Source organism: Thermosporothrix sp. COM3, assembly GCF_059696735.1.
In genome coordinates, this window is the sequence record NZ_AP019376.1 from 6,048,291 (window position 1) to 6,068,261 (window position 19,971).

General features: G+C 52.9%; 14 protein-coding genes and 1 other annotated feature. Of the genes, 5 read left to right on the forward strand and 9 right to left on the reverse strand.

Annotated elements, in window-relative coordinates:
- Positions 1–23: 23 nt before the first annotated feature.
- The 3 genes from KTH_RS25980 to KTH_RS25990 all read right to left on the reverse strand — a co-directional run bounded on the left by KTH_RS25980 (position 24) and on the right by KTH_RS25990 (position 2,304).
- Positions 24–935: a proline dehydrogenase family protein gene (locus KTH_RS25980; RefSeq protein ID WP_497621779.1), complete on the reverse strand. Its 912-nt coding sequence runs from the start codon at positions 933–935 to the stop codon at positions 24–26.
- Between the two features lie 258 nt (positions 936–1,193).
- The gene (locus tag KTH_RS25985; RefSeq protein WP_111325145.1) at positions 1,194–2,066 is read right to left on the reverse strand and encodes an SDR family oxidoreductase; all 873 of its coding nucleotides are present in this window, start codon (positions 2,064–2,066) and stop codon (positions 1,194–1,196) included.
- Positions 2,029–2,304: a hypothetical protein gene (locus KTH_RS25990; protein WP_111325144.1), complete on the reverse strand. Its 276-nt coding sequence runs from the start codon at positions 2,302–2,304 to the stop codon at positions 2,029–2,031. The genes KTH_RS25985 and KTH_RS25990 overlap by 38 nt, the downstream gene beginning before the upstream one ends.
- A gap of 282 nt (positions 2,305–2,586) precedes the next feature.
- Between KTH_RS25990 and KTH_RS25995 the strand changes: the two genes are divergently transcribed.
- Positions 2,587–3,639, forward strand: coding sequence for a hypothetical protein (locus KTH_RS25995; RefSeq protein WP_497621782.1), 1,053 nt, complete (start codon positions 2,587–2,589; stop codon positions 3,637–3,639).
- Between the two features lie 83 nt (positions 3,640–3,722).
- Here KTH_RS25995 and KTH_RS26000 read toward each other — a convergent pair whose 3' ends face one another.
- Together KTH_RS26000 and KTH_RS26005 are read right to left on the reverse strand one after the other, a co-directional pair.
- A complete protein-coding gene (locus tag KTH_RS26000) occupies positions 3,723–4,028 on the reverse strand; it encodes a 2Fe-2S iron-sulfur cluster-binding protein (RefSeq protein ID WP_170142863.1) in 306 nt (101 codons plus the stop codon).
- A gap of 238 nt (positions 4,029–4,266) precedes the next feature.
- On the reverse strand, positions 4,267–6,288 hold the full coding sequence (locus KTH_RS26005) for a BACON domain-containing protein (protein WP_497621785.1): 2,022 nt from the start codon (positions 6,286–6,288) through the stop codon (positions 4,267–4,269).
- A 377-nt stretch (positions 6,289–6,665) separates the two neighbouring features.
- On the opposite strand from KTH_RS26005, the gene KTH_RS26010 reads away from it, so the two are divergent.
- The gene (locus KTH_RS26010) at positions 6,666–7,688 is read left to right on the forward strand and encodes a hypothetical protein (protein WP_497621787.1); all 1,023 of its coding nucleotides are present in this window, start codon (positions 6,666–6,668) and stop codon (positions 7,686–7,688) included.
- Between the two features lie 80 nt (positions 7,689–7,768).
- On the opposite strand, the gene KTH_RS26015 is transcribed toward KTH_RS26010, so the two are convergent.
- The 4 genes from KTH_RS26015 to KTH_RS26030 all read right to left on the reverse strand — a co-directional run bounded on the left by KTH_RS26015 (position 7,769) and on the right by KTH_RS26030 (position 16,320).
- A complete protein-coding gene (locus tag KTH_RS26015; RefSeq protein ID WP_497621789.1) occupies positions 7,769–10,918 on the reverse strand; it encodes a BACON domain-containing protein in 3,150 nt (1,049 codons plus the stop codon).
- A gap of 282 nt (positions 10,919–11,200) precedes the next feature.
- Positions 11,201–13,738, reverse strand: a complete 2,538-nt coding sequence (gene pheT, locus KTH_RS26020; RefSeq protein WP_497621791.1) for a phenylalanine--tRNA ligase subunit beta — start codon at positions 13,736–13,738, stop codon at positions 11,201–11,203.
- Between the two features lie 71 nt (positions 13,739–13,809).
- Entirely contained in the window at positions 13,810–14,856 is a 1,047-nt protein-coding gene (pheS, locus tag KTH_RS26025; RefSeq protein ID WP_497621793.1) for a phenylalanine--tRNA ligase subunit alpha, read from the reverse strand.
- A 34-nt stretch (positions 14,857–14,890) separates the two neighbouring features.
- Positions 14,891–15,161, reverse strand: a binding site (T-box leader).
- 124 nt (positions 15,162–15,285) lie between these two features.
- Positions 15,286–16,320, reverse strand: a complete 1,035-nt coding sequence (locus tag KTH_RS26030) for an ATP-binding cassette domain-containing protein (RefSeq protein WP_497621795.1) — start codon at positions 16,318–16,320, stop codon at positions 15,286–15,288.
- A 314-nt stretch (positions 16,321–16,634) separates the two neighbouring features.
- Between KTH_RS26030 and KTH_RS26035 the strand changes: the two genes are divergently transcribed.
- The 3 genes from KTH_RS26035 (at position 16,635) to KTH_RS26045 (ending at position 19,897) form a co-directional block, all read left to right on the forward strand.
- The gene (locus tag KTH_RS26035) at positions 16,635–17,495 is read left to right on the forward strand and encodes an ABC transporter ATP-binding protein (RefSeq protein ID WP_111325135.1); all 861 of its coding nucleotides are present in this window, start codon (positions 16,635–16,637) and stop codon (positions 17,493–17,495) included.
- A 40-nt stretch (positions 17,496–17,535) separates the two neighbouring features.
- Entirely contained in the window at positions 17,536–18,672 is a 1,137-nt protein-coding gene (locus tag KTH_RS26040; protein ID WP_497621797.1) for an ABC transporter permease, read from the forward strand.
- A 109-nt stretch (positions 18,673–18,781) separates the two neighbouring features.
- On the forward strand, positions 18,782–19,897 hold the full coding sequence (locus tag KTH_RS26045) for an ABC transporter permease (RefSeq protein ID WP_497621799.1): 1,116 nt from the start codon (positions 18,782–18,784) through the stop codon (positions 19,895–19,897).
- Positions 19,898–19,971 lie beyond the last annotated feature (74 nt).

A 19,971-nucleotide genomic window follows, 5' to 3' on the forward strand; every position in this document is an offset into this window, starting at 1 on the left:
ATATTTTTGTGCTTTTGTGCTTTTTAGCGTCGGATCGCATTGCTGAGAACAAACATCAAGTTTGCTGGTCGCTCTGCCATGCGCCGCATTAAGTAGGGATACCACTGCGAGCCATATGGCACATACACACGCACATTAAAGCCATCTCGCACCAGTTGCTCTTGTAGATCACGGCGGATGCCATAAAGCATCTGAAACTCGAATGACGAAGGACTGATGCCATAGTCACGGATAAAGCGCCGTGCCTCTTGCAAGATCGCCTCATCGTGGCTGGCGATGGCCGGGAAGTTCCCACGTGAAAGCAGCATTTTCATGATCTCGACATAGCTGGCATCGACATCTTGCTTGTTCTGATATGCAATGCTAGGTGGCTCTTTGTAGGCACCTTTCACAATCCGGGTGCGCACACCTTTCTCAATCAGGCGCTCGATGTCGGCCTTGCTTCGATAAAGGTATGACTGGATGACTGTTCCTACCTCTTCAAACTGTTCGCGCATCTTCAGTGTCAGTTCGATAGTGCGGTCGGTGTAGGCTGAGCCCTCCATATCAATCGCGACAAATAGATTGTACTCTCGGGCTTTTGTGAGGATTGCGGTGACGTTCTCTTCACAAAGGGAGGGGGAAATATCCAGGCCGAGGGCTGTCAGTTTGATTGAAATGTTTGCATTTATGCCGGTGCTTCGGATAATATCCAGGGCTGCGATATAGTTCCGGGTGGATTCTTTAGCTTCAGCTTCGGTGTAGACGTTCTCGCCAAGCAAATCAAGCGCGACCGAGCAGCCTTTTTGATTCAGGGCTCGTGTTGCTTGAACGGCGTCTTCGAGGGTCTCACCGGCCACGAAACGACGAGCCACGCCTTTTGCTACCGGGTTCTGAATAGCGAACTCTCGTAGCCTCTGATTCTGAGCAAGATACAACAATGTATCTTTGAGCATCTCTGTCCCCTTTCGACAGTAATAAAAAAATAAGGCAGATTCTATTTTTGAGCACACCAAAAAGAAATGCTGGGAGCTCTAGAACAATCAGGGAATCCCCGCAGGTTGGTTGGCACAAGACCGGGTGATTCGTAACCTAATCATAGCACATAGAAAGCAAGGAAGCACTGTGCCCGGTAGCTGCGCTCTGAGGGGGTATTATCTGCTCACACCATTGTGAGAGAGCATTTCCGAAAGACGCCTGTAAGGGCTGTATCTCTACCAGCGTAATACTTTTCGGACCAGCGAATCCCAGAGTGTATCCGGTAAGACGCGGCGCAGCGTCACAATTGCCAGTGCGCTTCGTGGGATAACATAGCGGGCCTTTGGTCTGGAGCTTTCCAGAATGCGAATCACGGTATCAGTAAAGACGCGAATGGGAAAGCCCTTTTTGCTGGAATCGAGGGCCATTTTTTCCATAAAGGTGAGTAGCGGCTTATAGGGCCCGTTTCTATGTTCATTGAGCCATTGAGAGCGTTGCATGCTGGTGTTCCAAATATTGGTAGGGCTGGATGCGGGCTCAATCAATGAGACGCGCACGCCAAAGGGAGCCAGCTCAAGGCGTAGACCGTCTCCTAGCGCCTCGATAGCATACTTGCTGACCGAGTAAGCGGAGGTAATCGGGCCGACAAAGAGCCCGGAAATACTGCTCACAAAAATAATCGTCCCTCGGGCGGCCTTGATCATTGGAAGCAGTGCCTGTGTGACTGCCAGATGGGCTGTAACATTCAGATCAAGTTGTGCATGAAAATCGTCGATAGGTAATAATTCGAGGGGGGCTGCATAGGCTGTGCCTGCATTATTCAATAAGGCATCGAGTGGCGGAATATCATCGGTGCCATGTGCTTGCTGAAGTGCTTCCTTCACCTGTTGTGCAAGTTGCTGTATTTGTTGCGCGTCGCTGATATCACAGAAAAGGGGTGTCAGGTTCTGCTGACAGCCATAACCCAGGGCTTCTTCAAGCAGGCTTTCTTTATCACTTTGTTTGCGGATAGTGGCGAAAACATGCCAACCCCGACGGGCCAGGGTGATAGCGGTTGCTCTGCCAAAACCACTAGAACACCCAGTTATCACTATTGTCTTCTTGCTCATATGCGTTTCCTATACGATGCCATAAACCGAGACGTTCAAGTTCGCAGCGGGCCTCAAAGCCAAAAAGGGCAGGATTCATGGTTCCACCATAGCGGAGTACGAGGCCGCGCAGCATTTCGATCTGCTCGGATTTTGCGGCCTTGTTGACCTCAAAAGGGATATGCTGTGCCAGACGCTCAACCGCCTGACGATGGTAATATGCTTCCTGGGACTCTTTCATTGGTAAGCTCTGATCCATTGATGCGGTTTTTCTGCGTTTCCCGTGAAATGCTCTCTCAACAATGTATCATGTGGTCTGCACTCCCTGCAAGTGGATTGTCGTGTGCCGTAATGATACAGAATTATATGTAGAGAGCCGGAAAGAGGTGTAGCCATTTTGCCCTATGCTGGTCTCTATTACTTGATAAACGGCCCTTTCAATGTTAGTTTTGTTTATGGTTGTGAAGATTGTATTTTTTTTATGAGGTAGGCGAAGCTAATGTTCTGTCCAAACTGCAAAAACGTGCGCGATGCGAATGGCATGCCATGTCCCCATTGTGGGGCACCTTCGCCGTTATCGGGGGGAAATCAGGGCAATCAGTGGGGAATGGTCAGTCCGGTATCGGCCTCACCTGGAAACACGGCCTTTCCAGTCTCTCCTGTACAACAAAACGATGCATATCCCTGGGAACAAGTGCCGCAGCTCTCCTTTGGGGGATCGCCAGTAGGACCAGCCGCGGATCAGGATACAAGCGCCCAGTTTCCCCCACAGATGCAATTCCCGTCTCAAGATGCCTTTCCTCCGCCACAGATTCCCTTCTCTTCCCAGGAGAATTGGAGTGGCATACAGGAGCAACAAGACTGGAACGCCGTACCTCAAGGGCAGGATGGACAGGTGCCTGTGTCGTTGCTGCCAGTCCCTGCGCAAGATCAGATGCAGCCCGCCGGGAGTACATCCACGTTGATGATGCCAATGCAGCGGGTCGAGGAGATGCTTCCTGCGCTGCCTGAACAGGAAGGCTCGGTCTATATCCCGCCGATGTATACCAAGCCGCGCCCGTTAATCCCGCGCTATCGCATTATTAGCGGTGTGTTGAGTGTGTTGATTGTGGCGCTTTTGTTGTGTGGAGGGGTGAGCTATTACGCGAAGGCAAGTGGGAAACTGGATGCGTTTCAGCGCTTTATCGGCATTTCGGCCCCGCCTGCGCTTCAACTCTCACCGACAGCAACCATTGGCAATCCCAAGCCAAAAGAGGCGGGTCCCGCCAAAGATGCGGTGACACTGGCGTTGCTGGCGGCAAAGGTGGACGAAAACGGAGAACCATTTTTCCCGAATACGGTCTTCTTGCCCAATACTGAGTTTTATCTGGTTGCCAATGTCGTGCAGCAGAAGGACCCATCTACGATATCCGTCAAAATATTTACGAATGGACAACCGTATAAAGAGTACAAGGAAGACATTCAGGCAAAGTCAAGTAAAAGTGACCTGACCAAGCTGAAATTGCCGCTCAAGTTTTTGACTCCGCTCGCTGGGCATATCGAAATATATTGGGAAGGAAAATTAGCCTGGAGAATTTATTTTGCGGTCAAGTGATGGCATAAAAGAAGAAAACCCGCCTCTTTCACTCTACAGGAAAGGGGCGGGTTTTTTGTCACCAGTTCGATACGCAAATAGGCTTATTTGCACTGTGTTTCTACCTGAACATCCCCGAAGACCTTCACCTGACAGGCAAGGCGCATATTGGGGTTCTTTTTGAGGTCTTTGCTCAGCCAGAACTTTTCCATGAAGGTGAGCTCGTTGGTGTTCTCTTTTGGCGATACTGCTACTCTGTCGGTACCACAGACGCCATTGCCGTGGCAGTTTGCCAGTTTGGTGATACCGCAATAAATGGGCACATCGTTTTCCAATGCAGGGTAGCGTACAGAATCGCCCGGCTCAACCTGTACCTGCACGTTCTCGCGCACATAGGTGATTGTTGGCACGAATCTCTCCTCCGTTTTGTTGGTTGCCAGTGGTTCAAAATAAAATGAGGAGGCGCATCAGCACCCGCCATTTCTGGTCAGAATATAGCACAGACACTCAGGAGCGTCAACCAAAGTGTGCAGGCCCGGAAGACGCCTGGGAAGCCACTTGTTTCTTTTTCGTTGCGAAACTGTGTGGAGCCCGATGAACAGCGAGCCCCTGCCTTTTGATGCAATGGGATCCGCTGGACGAGCAAGCCTATGAAGATGTCGAAGGCGTTGTTGTACTGGTTGGAAGTGGTTGAGGCTGCTTTGACGATTCTTCCAGGGTCTTGCTGCTCTGGGTTCCCTGAGCCGGTGTTGGTTCTGGGTTGACGATCATGGTTAGCGTGACTGTTTGCTTCATGGCAGGATCCTCAGTATTCTGAAGAACCAGGGTTGCCGTGTAGGTTCCAGGCTTTGCTGGTGACACATGAGAACTGACGGTGATCGTGACACTTTTCCCTGCGGGCAGGCTTCCTTCGGCGGTATCAATGCTGAATAGATACGCGCCCGTTCCCTCAAGTGTGCTCTGCCAGTGAAGTGGGCTTGCGCCACTGTTCGTCAGTGTGATGCTTTGTGCGTCCGCGTTGCTTCCTTCCTGTGTGATAAAGCGCAGGTTTCCAGGCTGGACGGTCAGCTCCGGTGTGGCCGGACGAGTGATATTGAGCGTCACAGTGAGCTGTTTTGTCTGTTCGGCACTTTGGAGCGTGATGACTCCCTGATAGGTTCCGGCTGCGAGCGAGCTAACGTTGGCATGCACCATAATGGTGGCTTGCTCATCAGCGCTCAGTGAGCCCTGGGCAGGTTCAAGCGAGAGCCAGTCCGCGCCGTCCTCGGTGCTTGCTGTTCCCTGCCATTGAATATGTTCGTCTCCGCTGTTCTGAAGGGTGAAGGATGCTCCTGTTGTCTGTTGTCCGGCTGTTGTGCTGAGGGTGAGCGATGGCGGTGAAACGACCAGGTTTCCGGCTGCAATGACGGAGAGATTGACGGCAACCGCAGTCCCGTTTGTGAATTGGATGGTACCCTGATAAGAGCCGATAGGAAGCTGTGTGGCCTGAACCTGTACCTCAAGCTGGATAGAACTGTTCGCGGTAACCTGTCCTTCAGGCGGTGAGATGTTGAGCCAGTCGTTCCCATCTCCTGTTTTTGCCTTTGCTGACCAGTGGATAGCATTTGTGCCGGCGTTTCGCAGTGTCAGGCGCTGTGTTGAGCTGGTGGCCGTTGTGGTCACGACGAAGGAGAGCACAGAGGGCGAGACGTTGAGCTCCTCTTTCTGGGCTTGTTCGACTTTCAGCGTCACTTTGACCACCTCCTCGGTGTCACCCTCTTTTTGGCGGAAGGTGAGCTGTCCCGAGTAGGTTCCCGGAGCAAGGCCGCCTCGGTTCACCGTCACTTGAACGGCGCTTCGCCCTGAGAAGCTCCCGCTATTTGGCGAGACACTGAGCCAGCTCTGATCGCTGTTTGCTTGCCAGTGTACCGAGCCTCCTCCGTTGTTGCTCAGAGTGAGAGTTTGGCTTTCGGTTGGTGTGGTTGGATGGGCTGTAAAATTCAGCGTTTCGGTGGTCAGTTGCAGATGTGGTTCTCCCTGAGCAGCGGCCAGAATGGTGATCTGGACGTTTGCTGCGGTTCGCAGGGTGTAGTCGGTGGCATGAATACTATGTGAGCCCACTTTCCAGTGCTCAGGCACCTGAATCTGTACGGTAAAGTTGCCCTGCTTGTCGGTTCTGGCACGCAGATCATGCCCGTTACTGGCAAGGATTTTCTGATTTGCGTCATAGGTAAAATCAATCCAGTGCTCTGGCCCAAATCCTCGACCTGTAAGGGTGAAAAGATCATGAATGCGCAACTGATCGGGTACGGCTGTAAGTGACTGCTGGCTTGCGGTAGTGGATGGGCGACCGATCGGAAGAAAAAGCAGTAACGTTGCAGTGATGATGAGAAGCAAGCAAAGGCCGGCTATCAGGAGAAACACGATGTTGCGACGCCTCCTCTGGTGAGGACGTGGAACAACGCGAACCGTGTCCTGAGGGCGGGCAGCATATTGTATACGCTGTGGGGCCGGAGGCAGATTGATTGTTTCTGGCTCTGCCTGAGGCGCCGATTTTTCTGGTATATAGGCTTTTATGAGTCCTGATTGATATGGATGATCTTCAGGATGGAGTCCCGAATAATGACCGGCTCTTCGTGTTGATGGCGGCGGTATTGAAGGGCGATTGACGGAATGGCTGTGTTTTCGCATACCTGTGTATCCATATTTGCTTATCTGACCTGTGGTGCGCAATGCCTGAAGGTGAAGCTTGCGCAACCCTTCCTGTGCTTCTCGGTTTCAGGCTTCCAGTGAAATAAACGCCGTTCGCCCCTTCCACTCAAATGGTCTGCACCGGCCTTTGTTTCTTTTTGTGTATTGCTGTATGAAAATGTGTTATTGCTTATTCTATCATAGAGCTTGAGAATAGAGAACCCATAAGTCCTATAGTATCCTGAATTCGAGAGTTTTGTATCTGCGCTGTCATTACTCGTATTGACATATAGGCATGAACAGATATTATTAAAAGTACAAGCTGTTCCTGGAACTCTCTCTTTATTAAGAAAACAGCACATGAAGGAAAGGTTCGTATGCTCTATACTGATCCCACAGGTGAAGAAAAGGGACTGGCGACCGAGGCAAATGCAGGGCGTACTGATGAGGTGCAAGCCACTCCTCAGAAACTGGACCGCAATCCAATTCCTCAGCGTCCTGGACGTAATGAAGGAGTCGCAAAGCCTGCAAGGTCTGTCCCTCAACGTCCGCAGGTATCGCAGCAGTCGAAGCAAGTGCAGGTGAATGTCTCTCTAACGCCTCCGGTGCAGCAATCGGCACAAGAGAGCAAAGCAGCCACGCCACAGCACGAAATCAAGCAACCATCTCACGAGTCGAGCGAAAAGGGGAAGCAGCCCGAAGCGGAACAGAAGGCTGACAGGCAGAAACCCGCTCCTCCTGAGCGGAAGCCGATTCCCAGGGTAAGCGTGAGCACTCGCCAGCCGGTTGAGCCGCAATCGAAGCCGCCAGTCTCCCGCCCGCCGACACAGGAAGCGGAGAAGCGGTCGGTTGAGCCGCAATCGAAGTCGCCAGTCTCTCGCCCGCCGACACAGGAAGCGGAGAAGCGGTCGGTTGAGCCGCAATCGAAGTCGCCAGTCTCCCGCCCGCCGACACAGGAAGCGGAGAAGCGGTCGGCTGAGCCGCAATCGAAGTCGCCAGTCTCTCGCCCGCCGACACAGGAACCGGGAAAGCCTCCTATGCCGCCAGAGAGCCAGTCCAGACAGCCTGTCCATGAGGAACGCCAGCGACCTTCTTATCCACCAGAAGCGAGAGGGAACAGTCAGCCACAGATGCCCGCGTATGGCCCATCTCCGCAGCAGCCTGCATGGCAGGGATATGCGGCGACTTCGGTTCCTCGTCTACAGACGAAGGACAGGCGTTTTGCTCTCGGGTTGGTCTCGCTTGGCGTTATTCTGGTGGCATTTCTCGCTCTGATTCTCGCACTGGCTCTCGGAGTGCCTGCCACATGGTTCCTCGGATCTCTGTTTTTATTCGTATGTGCCTTTATTGTCATTGTGAATCTAACATATATCTATTCGTTTATTGGAAATAATCGCTAGGAAGCTGTAGAAGCAAAGAGAGTCGCCCTGTCCTGAGCGACTCTCTTTGCTGTCAGAGGAGGAAACAGGGTTTGTCTGCTTTAGCCAGAAGCCACGGCTTTCAAGCTGACCGATGATGTATCCCCGGAAACAGTGAGGTTCATGCTGACCGCATACCGTTTGTTATCCTGTGTGCCGTTTGCCGTCAGGGTATACGAGCCGTTAGCGACCCCGTTGAGAATGAAGTTCCCGTTGCTATCGGCGGTCGCATTGTAGTTCCCGCCATTACCGGAAAGGGTAACGGTCGCTCCTGCCAGTGGGCTGCTCTTGGTGCAATTGCCGTCCTGACAGGCTACAACAACTCCGCTGACGGTGCTCCCAACCACAGTTAACGTGACCGGAATACTCTGTCCACCCTGAACGGTCGCGCCTCCGTTCCCTGTAGCGCTAATCGTGATATTGCCCTTATAGCTCCCGGGGGCCAGACTGGTCGATTTGATGCCGATGGTGATACCACTGCCATTCCCGCTATCCTGCCCGCTATCGGTGACAGAGAGCCAGTCGCTATCGGATTTTGCGGTCCAGGTAATTGGATAGGCACAGGCTCCGGTTTCTCTGAGTGTGAGGATCTGTGCATCAACTGCCTGCCCTTGATGCTGCGTGAACGCGAACTCGGTCGCACTGAACTGTAGAGTACAGGGCTGAAGCACTGTAAGCGAGACCTGGAACGTTTGCGGGCTCCCCTTTGCCGTCTGTCGGTCCTGATCCTGTGCGGTGAGTGTCACCTGCGCAGTATAGTTGCCGGGCGTCAGGCCTGTGATGTCCGGTTGAACGTTGACACTCGCAGTGGTCCCCGTACCGTTCAGCGAGCTATCGGTGGAGGTGACCTTGAGCCAGGGTGCATCGCTGCTCACTGTGGCCTGCCACTGAAGGGGCCAGCTACAGTTTCCGGTCGCGGTGAAGGTAATCACGCGGCTGGCCGGGTTGGCAGAGCCCTGGATGGCGCTAAATGCAATAGTGCTCTGCGATGGCTGTGCCATAGAACAGGGCGGCGAGATTGTGAAATTAACTGTGATGGTTTGCGGATTCCCGCCTGCCTCTTTATCATGCGTATCTTTGCCGTGCAGCACGATCTGCCCGACATAGGTGCCGGGAGTGAGATCGCTCGGATCCACGCTCAGGAGAAGCTGTCCGGTCTGACCTGCCGGGATCGAGCCTTTGAGCGGGGAGGCACTGAGCCAGGATACCTGATTATCAACGCTGGCATCCCAGATTAAAGGACTTTTGCCCGTATTGGTAATCGTGACGGTCTGCCCCGGAGGCGCTGGCTGCCCCTGATTGACGGCGAAGTTCACATTGAGCGGTGATGCTCGCATAATGGGTGAATTGGGTGTCAGCACCGCTTGCACCCGCAAGCTGATTGCGATGGTCAGGGTGCTCTGTGGGGTGCGAATGATAATGCTGGAATAATAGGTTCCGGGTGAAAAGGTATTGGCTGTGATGCTGATTGCCGGGGTTGCCGGGTTAGCTGCATCTTTGATCTGTCCCTTTGCCGGTGCAATCGTGACCCAGTTGGTCGAGGCCGTCGCGTTCCAGTCAATCGCTTCCTGGCAGCTTCCTACAGGGCTCAACGTGATTGATTGGTTGCTTGGATTACCCTGTCCGGCGACTGTTACAAACGAGAGCTGACCGATCCCGGCTGTAATCCCACAACGTGGTTGGATGGTCAGAGCGATGCTAATGCTCTGCGGGCTGTTATAGGCGTTCTGGCCCTCATTAACGCTGAAGACAAGCGTGCTCAGGTATGTTCCCGGAACAAGATTCTTGCTATTAACGGTGACCGGAATATTTGCGCTCCCCTGTGGTGGAATCGTGCCGGAGGTTTGGTCCAGGCGAAGCCAATTATCATCCCGGTCGTGCAGTTCCTTGATAACATCGCTATGCAGGGTTTTAATAGAAATGATGCTGTTCAGTTTCCAGTACAACGGCTCTGTACCCGGGTTGCTGATTACCATCGTTTGGGGTTTGGGGTCGGCGTTACCATCGAACGCGTTATAGTCCATCACAACAGGTGTTGCCTGAAGGACCGCGCCTGGATTGGTGGGCAATGCCTGTACTTCCATGCTGACCGCAACCGTCTGCGGGAGGCCAACATTCGAGGTAAATTTCAGGGTACCCGTATACTTGCCCGGGGCAAGGTGAGCGCGTTGAACGCCGACCGCAATGACCTGAGAGCTGCTAAAACTTCCCTGGTTGGGCGTTGCCTGAAGCCAGGGTTGGTCACTACTGACCGTCCAGATAATGTTGCCATTGCCTCCGTTGGAGAGGGTCAGCATTTGAATGGTGTTCGCACCTTCATAGGCGAGGCCCATATCCAGCGTGCGCGTACTGAGCTGGAAAATGGCCGGTTGCGCCGAACCTTCGGCGATACGCAGGGCGGCGCTGGCTGTAAAGCGCGAGATAATATCTTCAGCCTGAATCGCATGGAGGCCGGGCTTCCAGCCTCGATCAATCGTGATTCTGGCTTCTGCTTTTCCGTCATCTCCTACTTTTACAACGGACTTTCCGGTATCGGTCTTGATGGGCTCATGCAGGTCGCGGCTTAAATACACGCGGGTCTGTGGCTTAAAGTTTTGTACCGAAATAGTAAGTTGTTGCCCGTATTCTGCCTTACTGGACGAAAGGGAGAGCACAGGAACGGAGGAGCCCGAGGCTGTCTCTTTCTTTGGCTGAAAATATGCGATGCCTACCAGAATGCCATCAATAAAGATAATCAGCATGGCAAGGAGCAGCAAACAGGTGAGTACAAGACGTACCCATTTTTTTTTCTTGCCCGTTTGGGGCTGTTGCGTCGCGGGTTTCCTGACGCCCGGAAGCTGGCGGGCCCGAAGTGGTCCTGTATATGCAATAAATTGAGATTTTTTCTGGCCGGGCGGTGGGTTTCCGGTCTGCTGTGGCGGCGCTTGCATCGCTGGATGGGAACCAGGAAACAGCGTTTTTTGCCCGAGGGATAGCGGTGGAAAGGCGTGCGGCGTTGGCTGCCCTCTACCGGGAGGAAGAGGGGTCGCGGCGTGTTCATCCAATGTTACCTCACCACCGGGCATCCGGGGCGGTTCCTCAACAACATCGCATGGTGTGGTCTGATACTCGGTTGTGAATGGCCCTGGTTGTGGAGGTAGGGGAACAGTAGGGACCGGGCGTGTCAGCCGTTCGGCAATATCTGTCCCCTCCTCTGCGGCATGCGTTGTCATATAGCAATCAAAACAGACGACGAAATGCTTGTAACAGGGATTGTTACAAAAGAGGCATTTTCCCATAACTTGTATTTCACCTACACTACGTGACCACTTCCCGCATAAATCTTAGTGAATGCAAGAAATACGGAGCAGATGTATTTCTTCATGCTGTCAATTCTATAATTTGTAACGGGTAATGGAGTCTTCCGTCACAAGGAAAGTAACTTGATAGTACTTGCAGAAGAAAAGGCTCAGGAGCGCTTGACAGTTCCCGAGCCTTTGCTATTGAAGATGTGCCTATTGGCGTAGCTGGGCCCCAAACTGGTCGTGAAGGGCCTGGATAATCTTGTCCTGAAGCTCGTTTGCTTCCGCATCTTTCAGCGTGCGGTCGCGTGACTGATACACCAGCGAGTAGGTCAGGTTCTTCTTGCCTGCGGGAATCGGATCGCCAGTATAGACATCGAAGAGTGAGACGCGCTGAAGTAGTTCGCCTCCGTTGCGCTCAATGACCCCCTGAAGCTCCTGCGCCAGTACCTGCTGATCCACGATAATCGCGAGGTCGCGAGTGAGCGCCTGCTGTCGCGAGAACGGCTGATAGACAATCCGCTCAGGCACTGCCTCGAAGAGCCGCTCTAGATCAATCTCACTGAGGTAGGCGCGGTGCGGCAGATCATAGCGCTGCTGCACAACAGGGTGCACCTCGCCCAGGATGCCGGCAGGGCTAAAGATGGTTTCGCCATCGGGGCCTTTTCGGGGCAGCTCCAATAGTGCACAGCGACCGGGATGGAAGGTCGGATGCTGTGTCGGTGTGAACCGATACTCCGAGATGTGGAGCCCTTCGAGCAAGGTTTCGATCACGCCTTTCAGATCATAGAAGTCTGCCGGGCGCGACAGCTCATTGATCCAGGAGATGGCGGCGGGACCGCTCATAGCGATACTGACGCTTCGTCGTTCGTCTGGTTGCTCATTTGCTTGCTGAGCGGGCAGGTAGCGCCGTCCGATCTCGAAGAAGCGCAGACCTGCTTCGTTGCGCTTGCTATTCTCCTGCATGATCTCCATCAGGCTGCTCATCAGAGTGAGACGCAGACTATCAAGATCCTTGCTGAGCGGATTGACGATCACCACAGCGGGAAGGTCCTTCGGGTCAATGGCTACCAAAGCCTGTGTACCGGCGGCGTTCGAGGCCAGCTCACCGGCTGTGTTGCCAGTACCTGAGGGAGCCTGCAACAGGTAGCGGGCGGACTCCTTGTCGGCGGAAGCCAGCAGATTGAGCGTGCGGGCTCGGTTAGTCATCACATAGGTGATAGTCTCATTGAGGCCAGCACCGACTAGAAGCGAGCGTACCAGCTTTTCACGCTCGAACCACTGATCGGGGAGCGGCTCAGGAAGCCCACCTGTTGGCATCGAGGTTGGGATCTTATCATACCCGATATTGCGAATCACCTCCTCAACAAGATCGGCTTCCTCTTCAATATCCGGGCGATAGGTCGGGACTGTCACCGTCATGGTTTTGCCATCGTCGTGTGCTTCGACAGAGAATCCAAGCGCCTCAAGCGCATCGCAGGCCTCTTGCTGTGTTACCTGCATCGAGGTCAGCCACTCGATGTCGTGAATCGAGAACGGAAGTTTGCGCTGTTGAGGAGGCGCTGCATAGTGATCTACTGCGCCGGGGTGCACTGTGCCTCCTGCCAGTTGTGCCAGCAGGTAACAGGCGCGATTGGCGCCCAGGCGGGCCAGCTCCGGATCAAGGCCCTTTTCAAAGCGCCCTGACGACTCAGTGCGCAGCCCCAGGGTTGTCGACGTACGCCGCACGCTTCTTGCCTGGAAGTTCGCAGCTTCCAGCAGCACGGTTGAGGTATTGTCGTTGACTTCGCTCCGGGCCGCGCCCATCACGCCAGCAATGGCGGTCGGTCCAGTCGGGTCAGTAATCATCAGCATCTCGGGTGTGAGCTGGCGCTTCACATCGTCCAGGGTCGTCAGCGTCTCCCCCTCATGAGCGGTCCGAACGATGATATGATGCTCCGGGACCAGATCGTAATCAAAGCCATGCAGAGGCTGACCAAGTTCCAGCATCACATAGTTCGTGATATCGACAACGTTGTTAATCGGGCGCATCCCAGCAGCCAGCAGGCGGCGGCCCATCCACGATGGAGATGGTCCGAGCTTCACATCACTGATCACGCGTGCTATATAGCGCTTGCAGAGTTCGTCATTCTCGACGGTCACTTTGACCATATCTGGAGTTGGCGTTCCCTGCTCCTGCACCTCCATTGGCGGCAGGCGAAGTGGCTGTCTGGTAAGTGCAGCAACCTCGCGGGCGATGCCGATAATTGAGGAGAGGTCGCCCCGGTGGGCCTTGATCGAGAACTCAAGCACGACCTCGCTCATCAGGTCGGCAAGTTTCACGCCGAGTGGCGTATCCGTGTCAAGAATGTAGATGCCGCTGTGGTCTGTGCCCAGGCCAAGTTCACGCGGAGAACAGAGCATGCCCTGTGAGACATAGCCCATCTTCTTCGTTTCCTGAATAACCAGGTCGCCTACGCGCGCTCCGGGCAGAGCCAGAGGCACCTTATCGCCGAGCTTGATATTTGGAGCGCCACAGATAACATTGAGCTCCTGTGTTCCGGTTGAGACCTTTGTATAGTTCAGGTGATCCGATTTTTCGACCTTCTCCAGATGGACAATCTGGGCAGTGATAACTTTATCGCCCCATTCTTTGCCGATGTATTCAATGGCTTCTACTTCGAGCCCGGCCATCGTCAGCTTTTGGGCCAGCTCTTCGGGAGTCATATCGAAGTCAACATACTCCCGGAGCCAACTAAGCGGTACTCTCATGCTGTCAAAAACTCCTTATATGGTTCACACCCTGTTGATGGGAATAATTCCTGTGTTGCGAGAAAAACAGTTTAGAATTGGCGCAAGAAGCGCAAATCATTGCTGGTGAAGAGGCGAATTTCGTTAATGCCATATTTTGCCAGGGCGATGCGCTCTACGCCCATGCCGAAGGCGAAGCCGCGATACTTCTTCGGGTCATAGCCAACTTCACGCAGCACTTTCGGGTGAACCATGCCACAACCGAGCAGCTCAACCCACCCGGTGTACTTGCAGACGCGGCAGCCCTTCCCGTTACATTCGCCACAGCTAATATCCATCTCGGCACTTGGCTCGGTGAACGGGAAGTAGCTTGCCCGAAAACGGACCTGGCGCCCTTCTCCGTAGAGCTCACGGGCGAAGGTTTGAAGGCAGCCTTTGAGGGTTGCCATTGTGCATTGATCGTCGATCAGCAGGCCTTCAATCTGATGGAACTGGGCCTCATGGGTTGCGTCAATGGCCTCGTTCCGGAAGACCTTGCCGGGCACAATGACCCGAACCGGGGGCCGAGTCTGTTTCATCACACGGATCTGCATCGGTGAGGTCTGAGTGCGCAGCAGGAGTTCGCCGGGAACAATCCAGAAGGTGTCCTGCATATCGCGAGATGGGTGATCTGCCGGGATATTCAGCGCCTGGAAGTTGTAGTAGTCTGTCTCTACCTCGGGCCCTTGAACCACCTGGAAGCCCATCTTCATGAAGACGTCGGTCACTTCCTGGATCGTGCGTGTCAACGGGTGCATATGGCCAACAGGTAGATGTCGGCCTGGCATCGTGACATCAATGCGTTCTTTTTCCAGTGTCGCGAGCAGTTCTTTCTGGCGGATCTCTTCGCGTCTGGCTTTCAGATGGCTCTCCAGTTCGGACTTGACAGCGTTCATCTTCTGCCCGACAACGCGTCGCCCGTCTTTGGTCAATTTGGGCATGACGGCTGCAATATTTTTCAGTTCGCCACGGTTACGCCCCAGGTAGCGGATGTCCCATTCCTCCAGCTCTGCCATTGTCGTAACAGGCTCAAGCTCAGCAATTGCTTTTGTGCGTATTTGCTCAAGCTGGTCGAGCAACGCTTCGTTCTGGTCTATCATGCCTTCCTCCAAAAATCAAAAAACCGGACAACGTCTCAGGGACGAAGCCGGTAATGAAAACTCCGCGGTACCACCCATGTTGAAATTCGCGTATCCCGATACGGGAACGATCGCATACGAATTTCCGCTTGGAATGTCCGGTAACGGGGACTCCCGGAACTATCTACTTACTCCGCCCGCGGAGGTTCAATAGTCGGCTCAGGGGTGAACTTCAACGCTTTTTCCTGCGAAGAGGCTTTCAGTCGCTGACCTCTTCTCCCTGCGCAGATGTAGAATGCGTCTACTCTCCCCTTCCTCGCCTTTCACATGACATCTATGCTGTATCGGCTCATATGCGGTCCGATAGCTTTCTGACACATATATGGTAGCTTAACATGCTTAAATATAGTGTAGCAGATTTGCGTTAGAAAGTCTAGCTGAAAGCGAGTTTTAATATTGAAGCAAGTCCTGTAGCTCCTTTTCGCTCTGCTTGCTAAGCGGAATCATGGTTTCCTGCGCGTCGTCGAGTAGCAGTGTATAACTGTTTCTGGTATACTGGATGACCGCTTTGATTCTTTGCAGATTGACCAGATAGGCACGGTGTGCCTTAAAGAAACCGCGTTTCTGGAGCCGTGCTTCCAGCTCTTGCAGAGTCAGGTTGGTGACTGCTTCATCACGCTCTGTTCGCAGTATGATTTTTCCATCGCGGCTGGTTGCGTAGAGAATTTCGGCTGGATCAAAAAGCATGATGCGATCCTCTTTTCTGCCCGGCACCTTATATGGAACCTCGCGCCGTGCTGGTTTCTCTTCGTCTGAGTGTGCCGCTTCTTTGGTCGAGGGCTGTTTCTCTCCGGTGTGGCGCACCTCAATAATCTTCCCGTCCTCGATTTCGGCAATATGCGTACAGAACCGACCGGACCATGAAAGATCTTCGCAGGTCAGGAGAATGGCTACTCCGTTTCGAGCTTGTTGTTCGAGTAAGCGTGCAAAAAGGGCTGTAGTATCCAGGTCAGCGCGTAAGATGGGGAGATCAAGCAGAATAACCTGTGGCTGTCCCATTAATGTACGGGCAAAGGCCAGCCGTCTCTGTGCTGAGGGTGAGAGTTTGGAGATAGGTGTATGGACCTGATCGCTCAGACCGACAAGTGAGAGTGCCTGATGCACACTGGCGGCTGGCAGGCCACGGATCTCGCGGTACAGATTGAGATTTGCCTGTGCCGAGAGGCGCTCATAGAGCAAGTCTTCCTCGAAGAGCACATTGATGTGTTTGCATATATTTGGCTTGAGATGAATATCTGTGCCGTTCAGGGTGATGTGGCCACCGCTTGGCAGAAGGAGCCCCGCCAGAATTTTAATCAGCACAGTTTTCGCGCTTCCAGGAGGCCCAACCAGCGCCCATATCTCGCCCGCTTGAATGGTTAGCTCTTCTATAGAGAGAGCGCTGCGTCCCTCTATTTGTTTTTCGAGTCGGTGTATCTGTAGCATACAGTCCTCTGCGCTCAAGAGATTTGCTCTATTGTAGCATAGAAAACAGAGCCGGAATAAGCCTCCTCTTTCTGGAAAGAAATACCTCTATTTTCTTCAGAAACCGGTATTGCGGGTGCGCTGTTGACCCCTTTCTCCACTCCATTCAGCCATTTCTTTGTTTTTTTGAGCACTGAGAGGCTCCTGTTAGCCTGTTTTTTACTCCATTCAGCGGAAATATATAGCGCGGTCCTGTCAAGACCAAGTACAGTTGTCACAGGACGTTGGCGAGGGGTAAAAGGGAAAACGACAGACACCAGTGAAGGAGTGAAACGATGAGCGAATTGATGATAGAAGCTTTTGAATTGAGCAGAACTTTTGGGGCAAAGGAGGCGGTGAAAGGGATTAACTTTAGCGTGCGTCGTGGTGAGATTTTTGGCTTTCTGGGTCATAATGGTGCGGGCAAGACCACAACAATTCGGATGTTAACCGGACAGATTGATCCAACCGGAGGGCGGGCGCAAGTCGCTGGCTATGATGTGGTTCGGCAGAACAGGGAACTGAAGCAACATATCGGCGTTGTCTTTGAAGATCCTAATCTGTACGAGCGACTCTCTGCGCGCAGAAACCTTGAGTTCGCCTGTTGGCTGTATGATGTGCCGGTCAGCCGGGTTGATGAGGTTCTGGAACTGGTGAAGCTACGCGATCGGGCGAAAGAGCCTCTCCGTACCTTTTCAAACGGCATGCGGCAGCGCGTGATGATTGCTCGGGCCCTGCTTCATCGGCCAGAGGTGCTCTTTCTGGATGAGCCAAGCCGCGGCCTGGACCCGATTACGGCCCGTGATTTGCGGCGTACCATTGCCCGCTTGAGCCAGGAAGGGATGACGATTCTGTTGACGACACACATGATGGAAGAGGCTGACCAGCTCTGTCATCGAGTCGCCTTTATTGCGAATGGGCAACTGGTTGCCAATGATACGCCCCGTAATCTGAAGCTGCAACATGGTGAGCGTACAATGACGGTCACGCTGTCAGAAGCTGGCTCGCTGGTAGAGAAGCTTATTCATATGGATCAGCCTGCCGAGCAAGCCGTGCTGATGCAATGGATGGCGGAGGGGAAAGTGCTGGCGGTTCATTCAAATGAAGCGACGCTGGAAGATGTCTTTGTGAAGATCGCTGGAACTCGTCTGGCATAGTGCATGTATTGATAGAAATCTGGATGTGGAGCAAAAAAACATGAGAGCGCGTGTTATTCTCGCTATTCTGCGAAAAGATCTGATTGATACTATTGCCAACAAAATGACATTGTTTGGTCTTCTTGCACCGATTTTTATGGTGATTCTGTTCGCTGTGTTTTCTGGCCTGTTAAGCAATGCTGATAAGCCAACCCATATATTGGTGTACAATCCGTCGCAATCCGCTCTTGAACAGGTGATCAGCAAGACCTATGAGAAGACAAAAGTCACTAAAGTAGATACGGCTGAGGCGGTGCAGACGGCATTTGGACCAAATGGCAGCAAAAAAGAATCTGAATATGCTCTTGGCCTTATCATTCCAGAGGACTTTGATACGCTATTACGGAAAGGCGCACATCCTGATCTTGAACTCTACATCAATGGCAGCGAGATTCCGGAGGGGGCAGCCGCAAAGACCACATTGATGAGCGTGGTGAATAGCTACGCGTCCTCCCTGTCCAACCCGGTACCTGTGCGGTTTTCCGTCGTCACGATCAATCCGCCAGATGCTCATCAGCTCTCACTGACTCAGCAGATGAATGGCTTTTATGGCGGAATCGCGCTGTTGATGTCGTTCTTAACGGGTATGACCATTGTGCCCAATCTACTGGTTGAGGAAAAGGAGAAAAAGACCCTGCGGATGCTGATGGTTTCTCCTGCGTCCTTTGCGGATATTCTTATTGCAAAGTTGTTGTTCGCGCTGATCTACCAGCTCATCATGACGGTTGTTGTTCTGATCGCAATGAAGGGCCTTTCCGGCAATATCCCGATGCTGGGCGTCTTCGTCGTGCTTGGGGCCTGTTTCTCGCTATCGATGGGTTTGCTGGCTGGCTGTATCTTTCAGACGGCAACCTCTCTAGGTGGCTTTACCGGAGTGATGACGATGCTGTTTCTCTTCCCTGCGATGCTGGCTTCAGATTTCATGTCCGTTCTTTTGCAGGGAAGCCCACTGACCTATGTTGCGCGGGCGGTTCCTACCTACTACCTGGCGGATGGCTTCTCACGAGCGGTACAGAATGCAGGCTGGAATGGTACTGTGCTTCTGGATATGGCTGTGATTGCTGCATGTGCGGTCGTGCTGCTGGTACTTGCCACTCTGATACTCAAGAGGCAAGCAAAAAGAGCGGCACAGTTCTAACTGCTTTAACAGGGAGTGTCTATCAAGTGCGCTCCCTGTTTGCTTTACGTGACAAGTGATTCTATGGTACAGTTTTAGCTGATCAGAGCATTCAGGAGAGGTTGATCTGGTGAATATTCGAGCTGTACTTGCGATTGCCCGCAAAGATCTTCTGGATAGTGTTGTCAACAAATCTAGCGCCTTAACGCTTGTCTTGCCGTTGGTAATAGCGGCTTTCTTTGTGCTGGCAGCGAATCTGATAGGGACACGAAATGTCGCTGTTTTGCTCTATCAGAAGCATAGTGATGCGCGTATAGAGCAACTCTTTGGGGAGATATTCCCCGGTGTCAAAGTGACACAAGCGCTTTCTGCTACTGAGGTTTCGCAGCGTGTTGAGGACGAGAGCGGGCCGTATACCATCGGGATTGTGATTCCGGATGATCTTGAACAGCAGCTTCAAAAGGGCAAGGAGCCGCATGTACAGTTGTATCTCAGGGGAATCGAGTCAGAGAAGAGCACTCAGGCCGAGATTCAAGCCGTTTTGAGAAGGTATATTGCGGAGTTGCGGCATGATCAGCCTATCCATATAGAACTGATGGTGAAGCCCTCCTCAACCTTTCTTTCTGAAAGACCGTGGGATATATTGAAAAAGACCTTTGCGGTTGCTGGTTGTCTGGTCGCGAATCAATATTCGCTGTCGATAGCGGCTGCTATATTTGTTGAGGAGAAAGAGAAAAAGATCCTGCGTCTGTTGTTGCTTGCTCCTTCATCCTTTGCCACTGTGATTCAGGCGCGGGCTCTGGTTGCGTTTCTCTATCAGATGGCTGCCTCATTGATGGTGCTTGCCCTGTTGACGGGCTTCTCGGGCCTGGTTCCGATGCAGTTGCTCTTCATCGTGCTGTTCACGCTCTTTTCGCTTAGCCTCGGTTTTATCTGTGTCTGTGTCTGTCATACCGGGAGCGCCCTTGGTGGCGTTGCTGGTATTCTCTGGCTGCTAACCTTTTTCCCGGCATTTCTGGGCATGTTCCTGGGGATTGGCTGGTTCCCGGAGGGCTTTCTGATGAACCTGCTCAAGCTCTTCCCGACGTATTATTTTGCGGATGGACTGTACCTTGCTTTTATCAATGTGCATATGGTGAGCGCGATATGGGCAGATCTGCTGGTGTTCGGCATCTGGACTGTAGCCTCAATGATGGTGGCATATTGGCTGCTGAGGCGTCAGGAGCGAGCTGCAATGGCAATCTAGCCTTCTTCATCTCTTTTCTTTTTGTTGGTTTTTTCTGAAAAGGGGGGTTGACGAGCTCAAAACATATCTGTTAT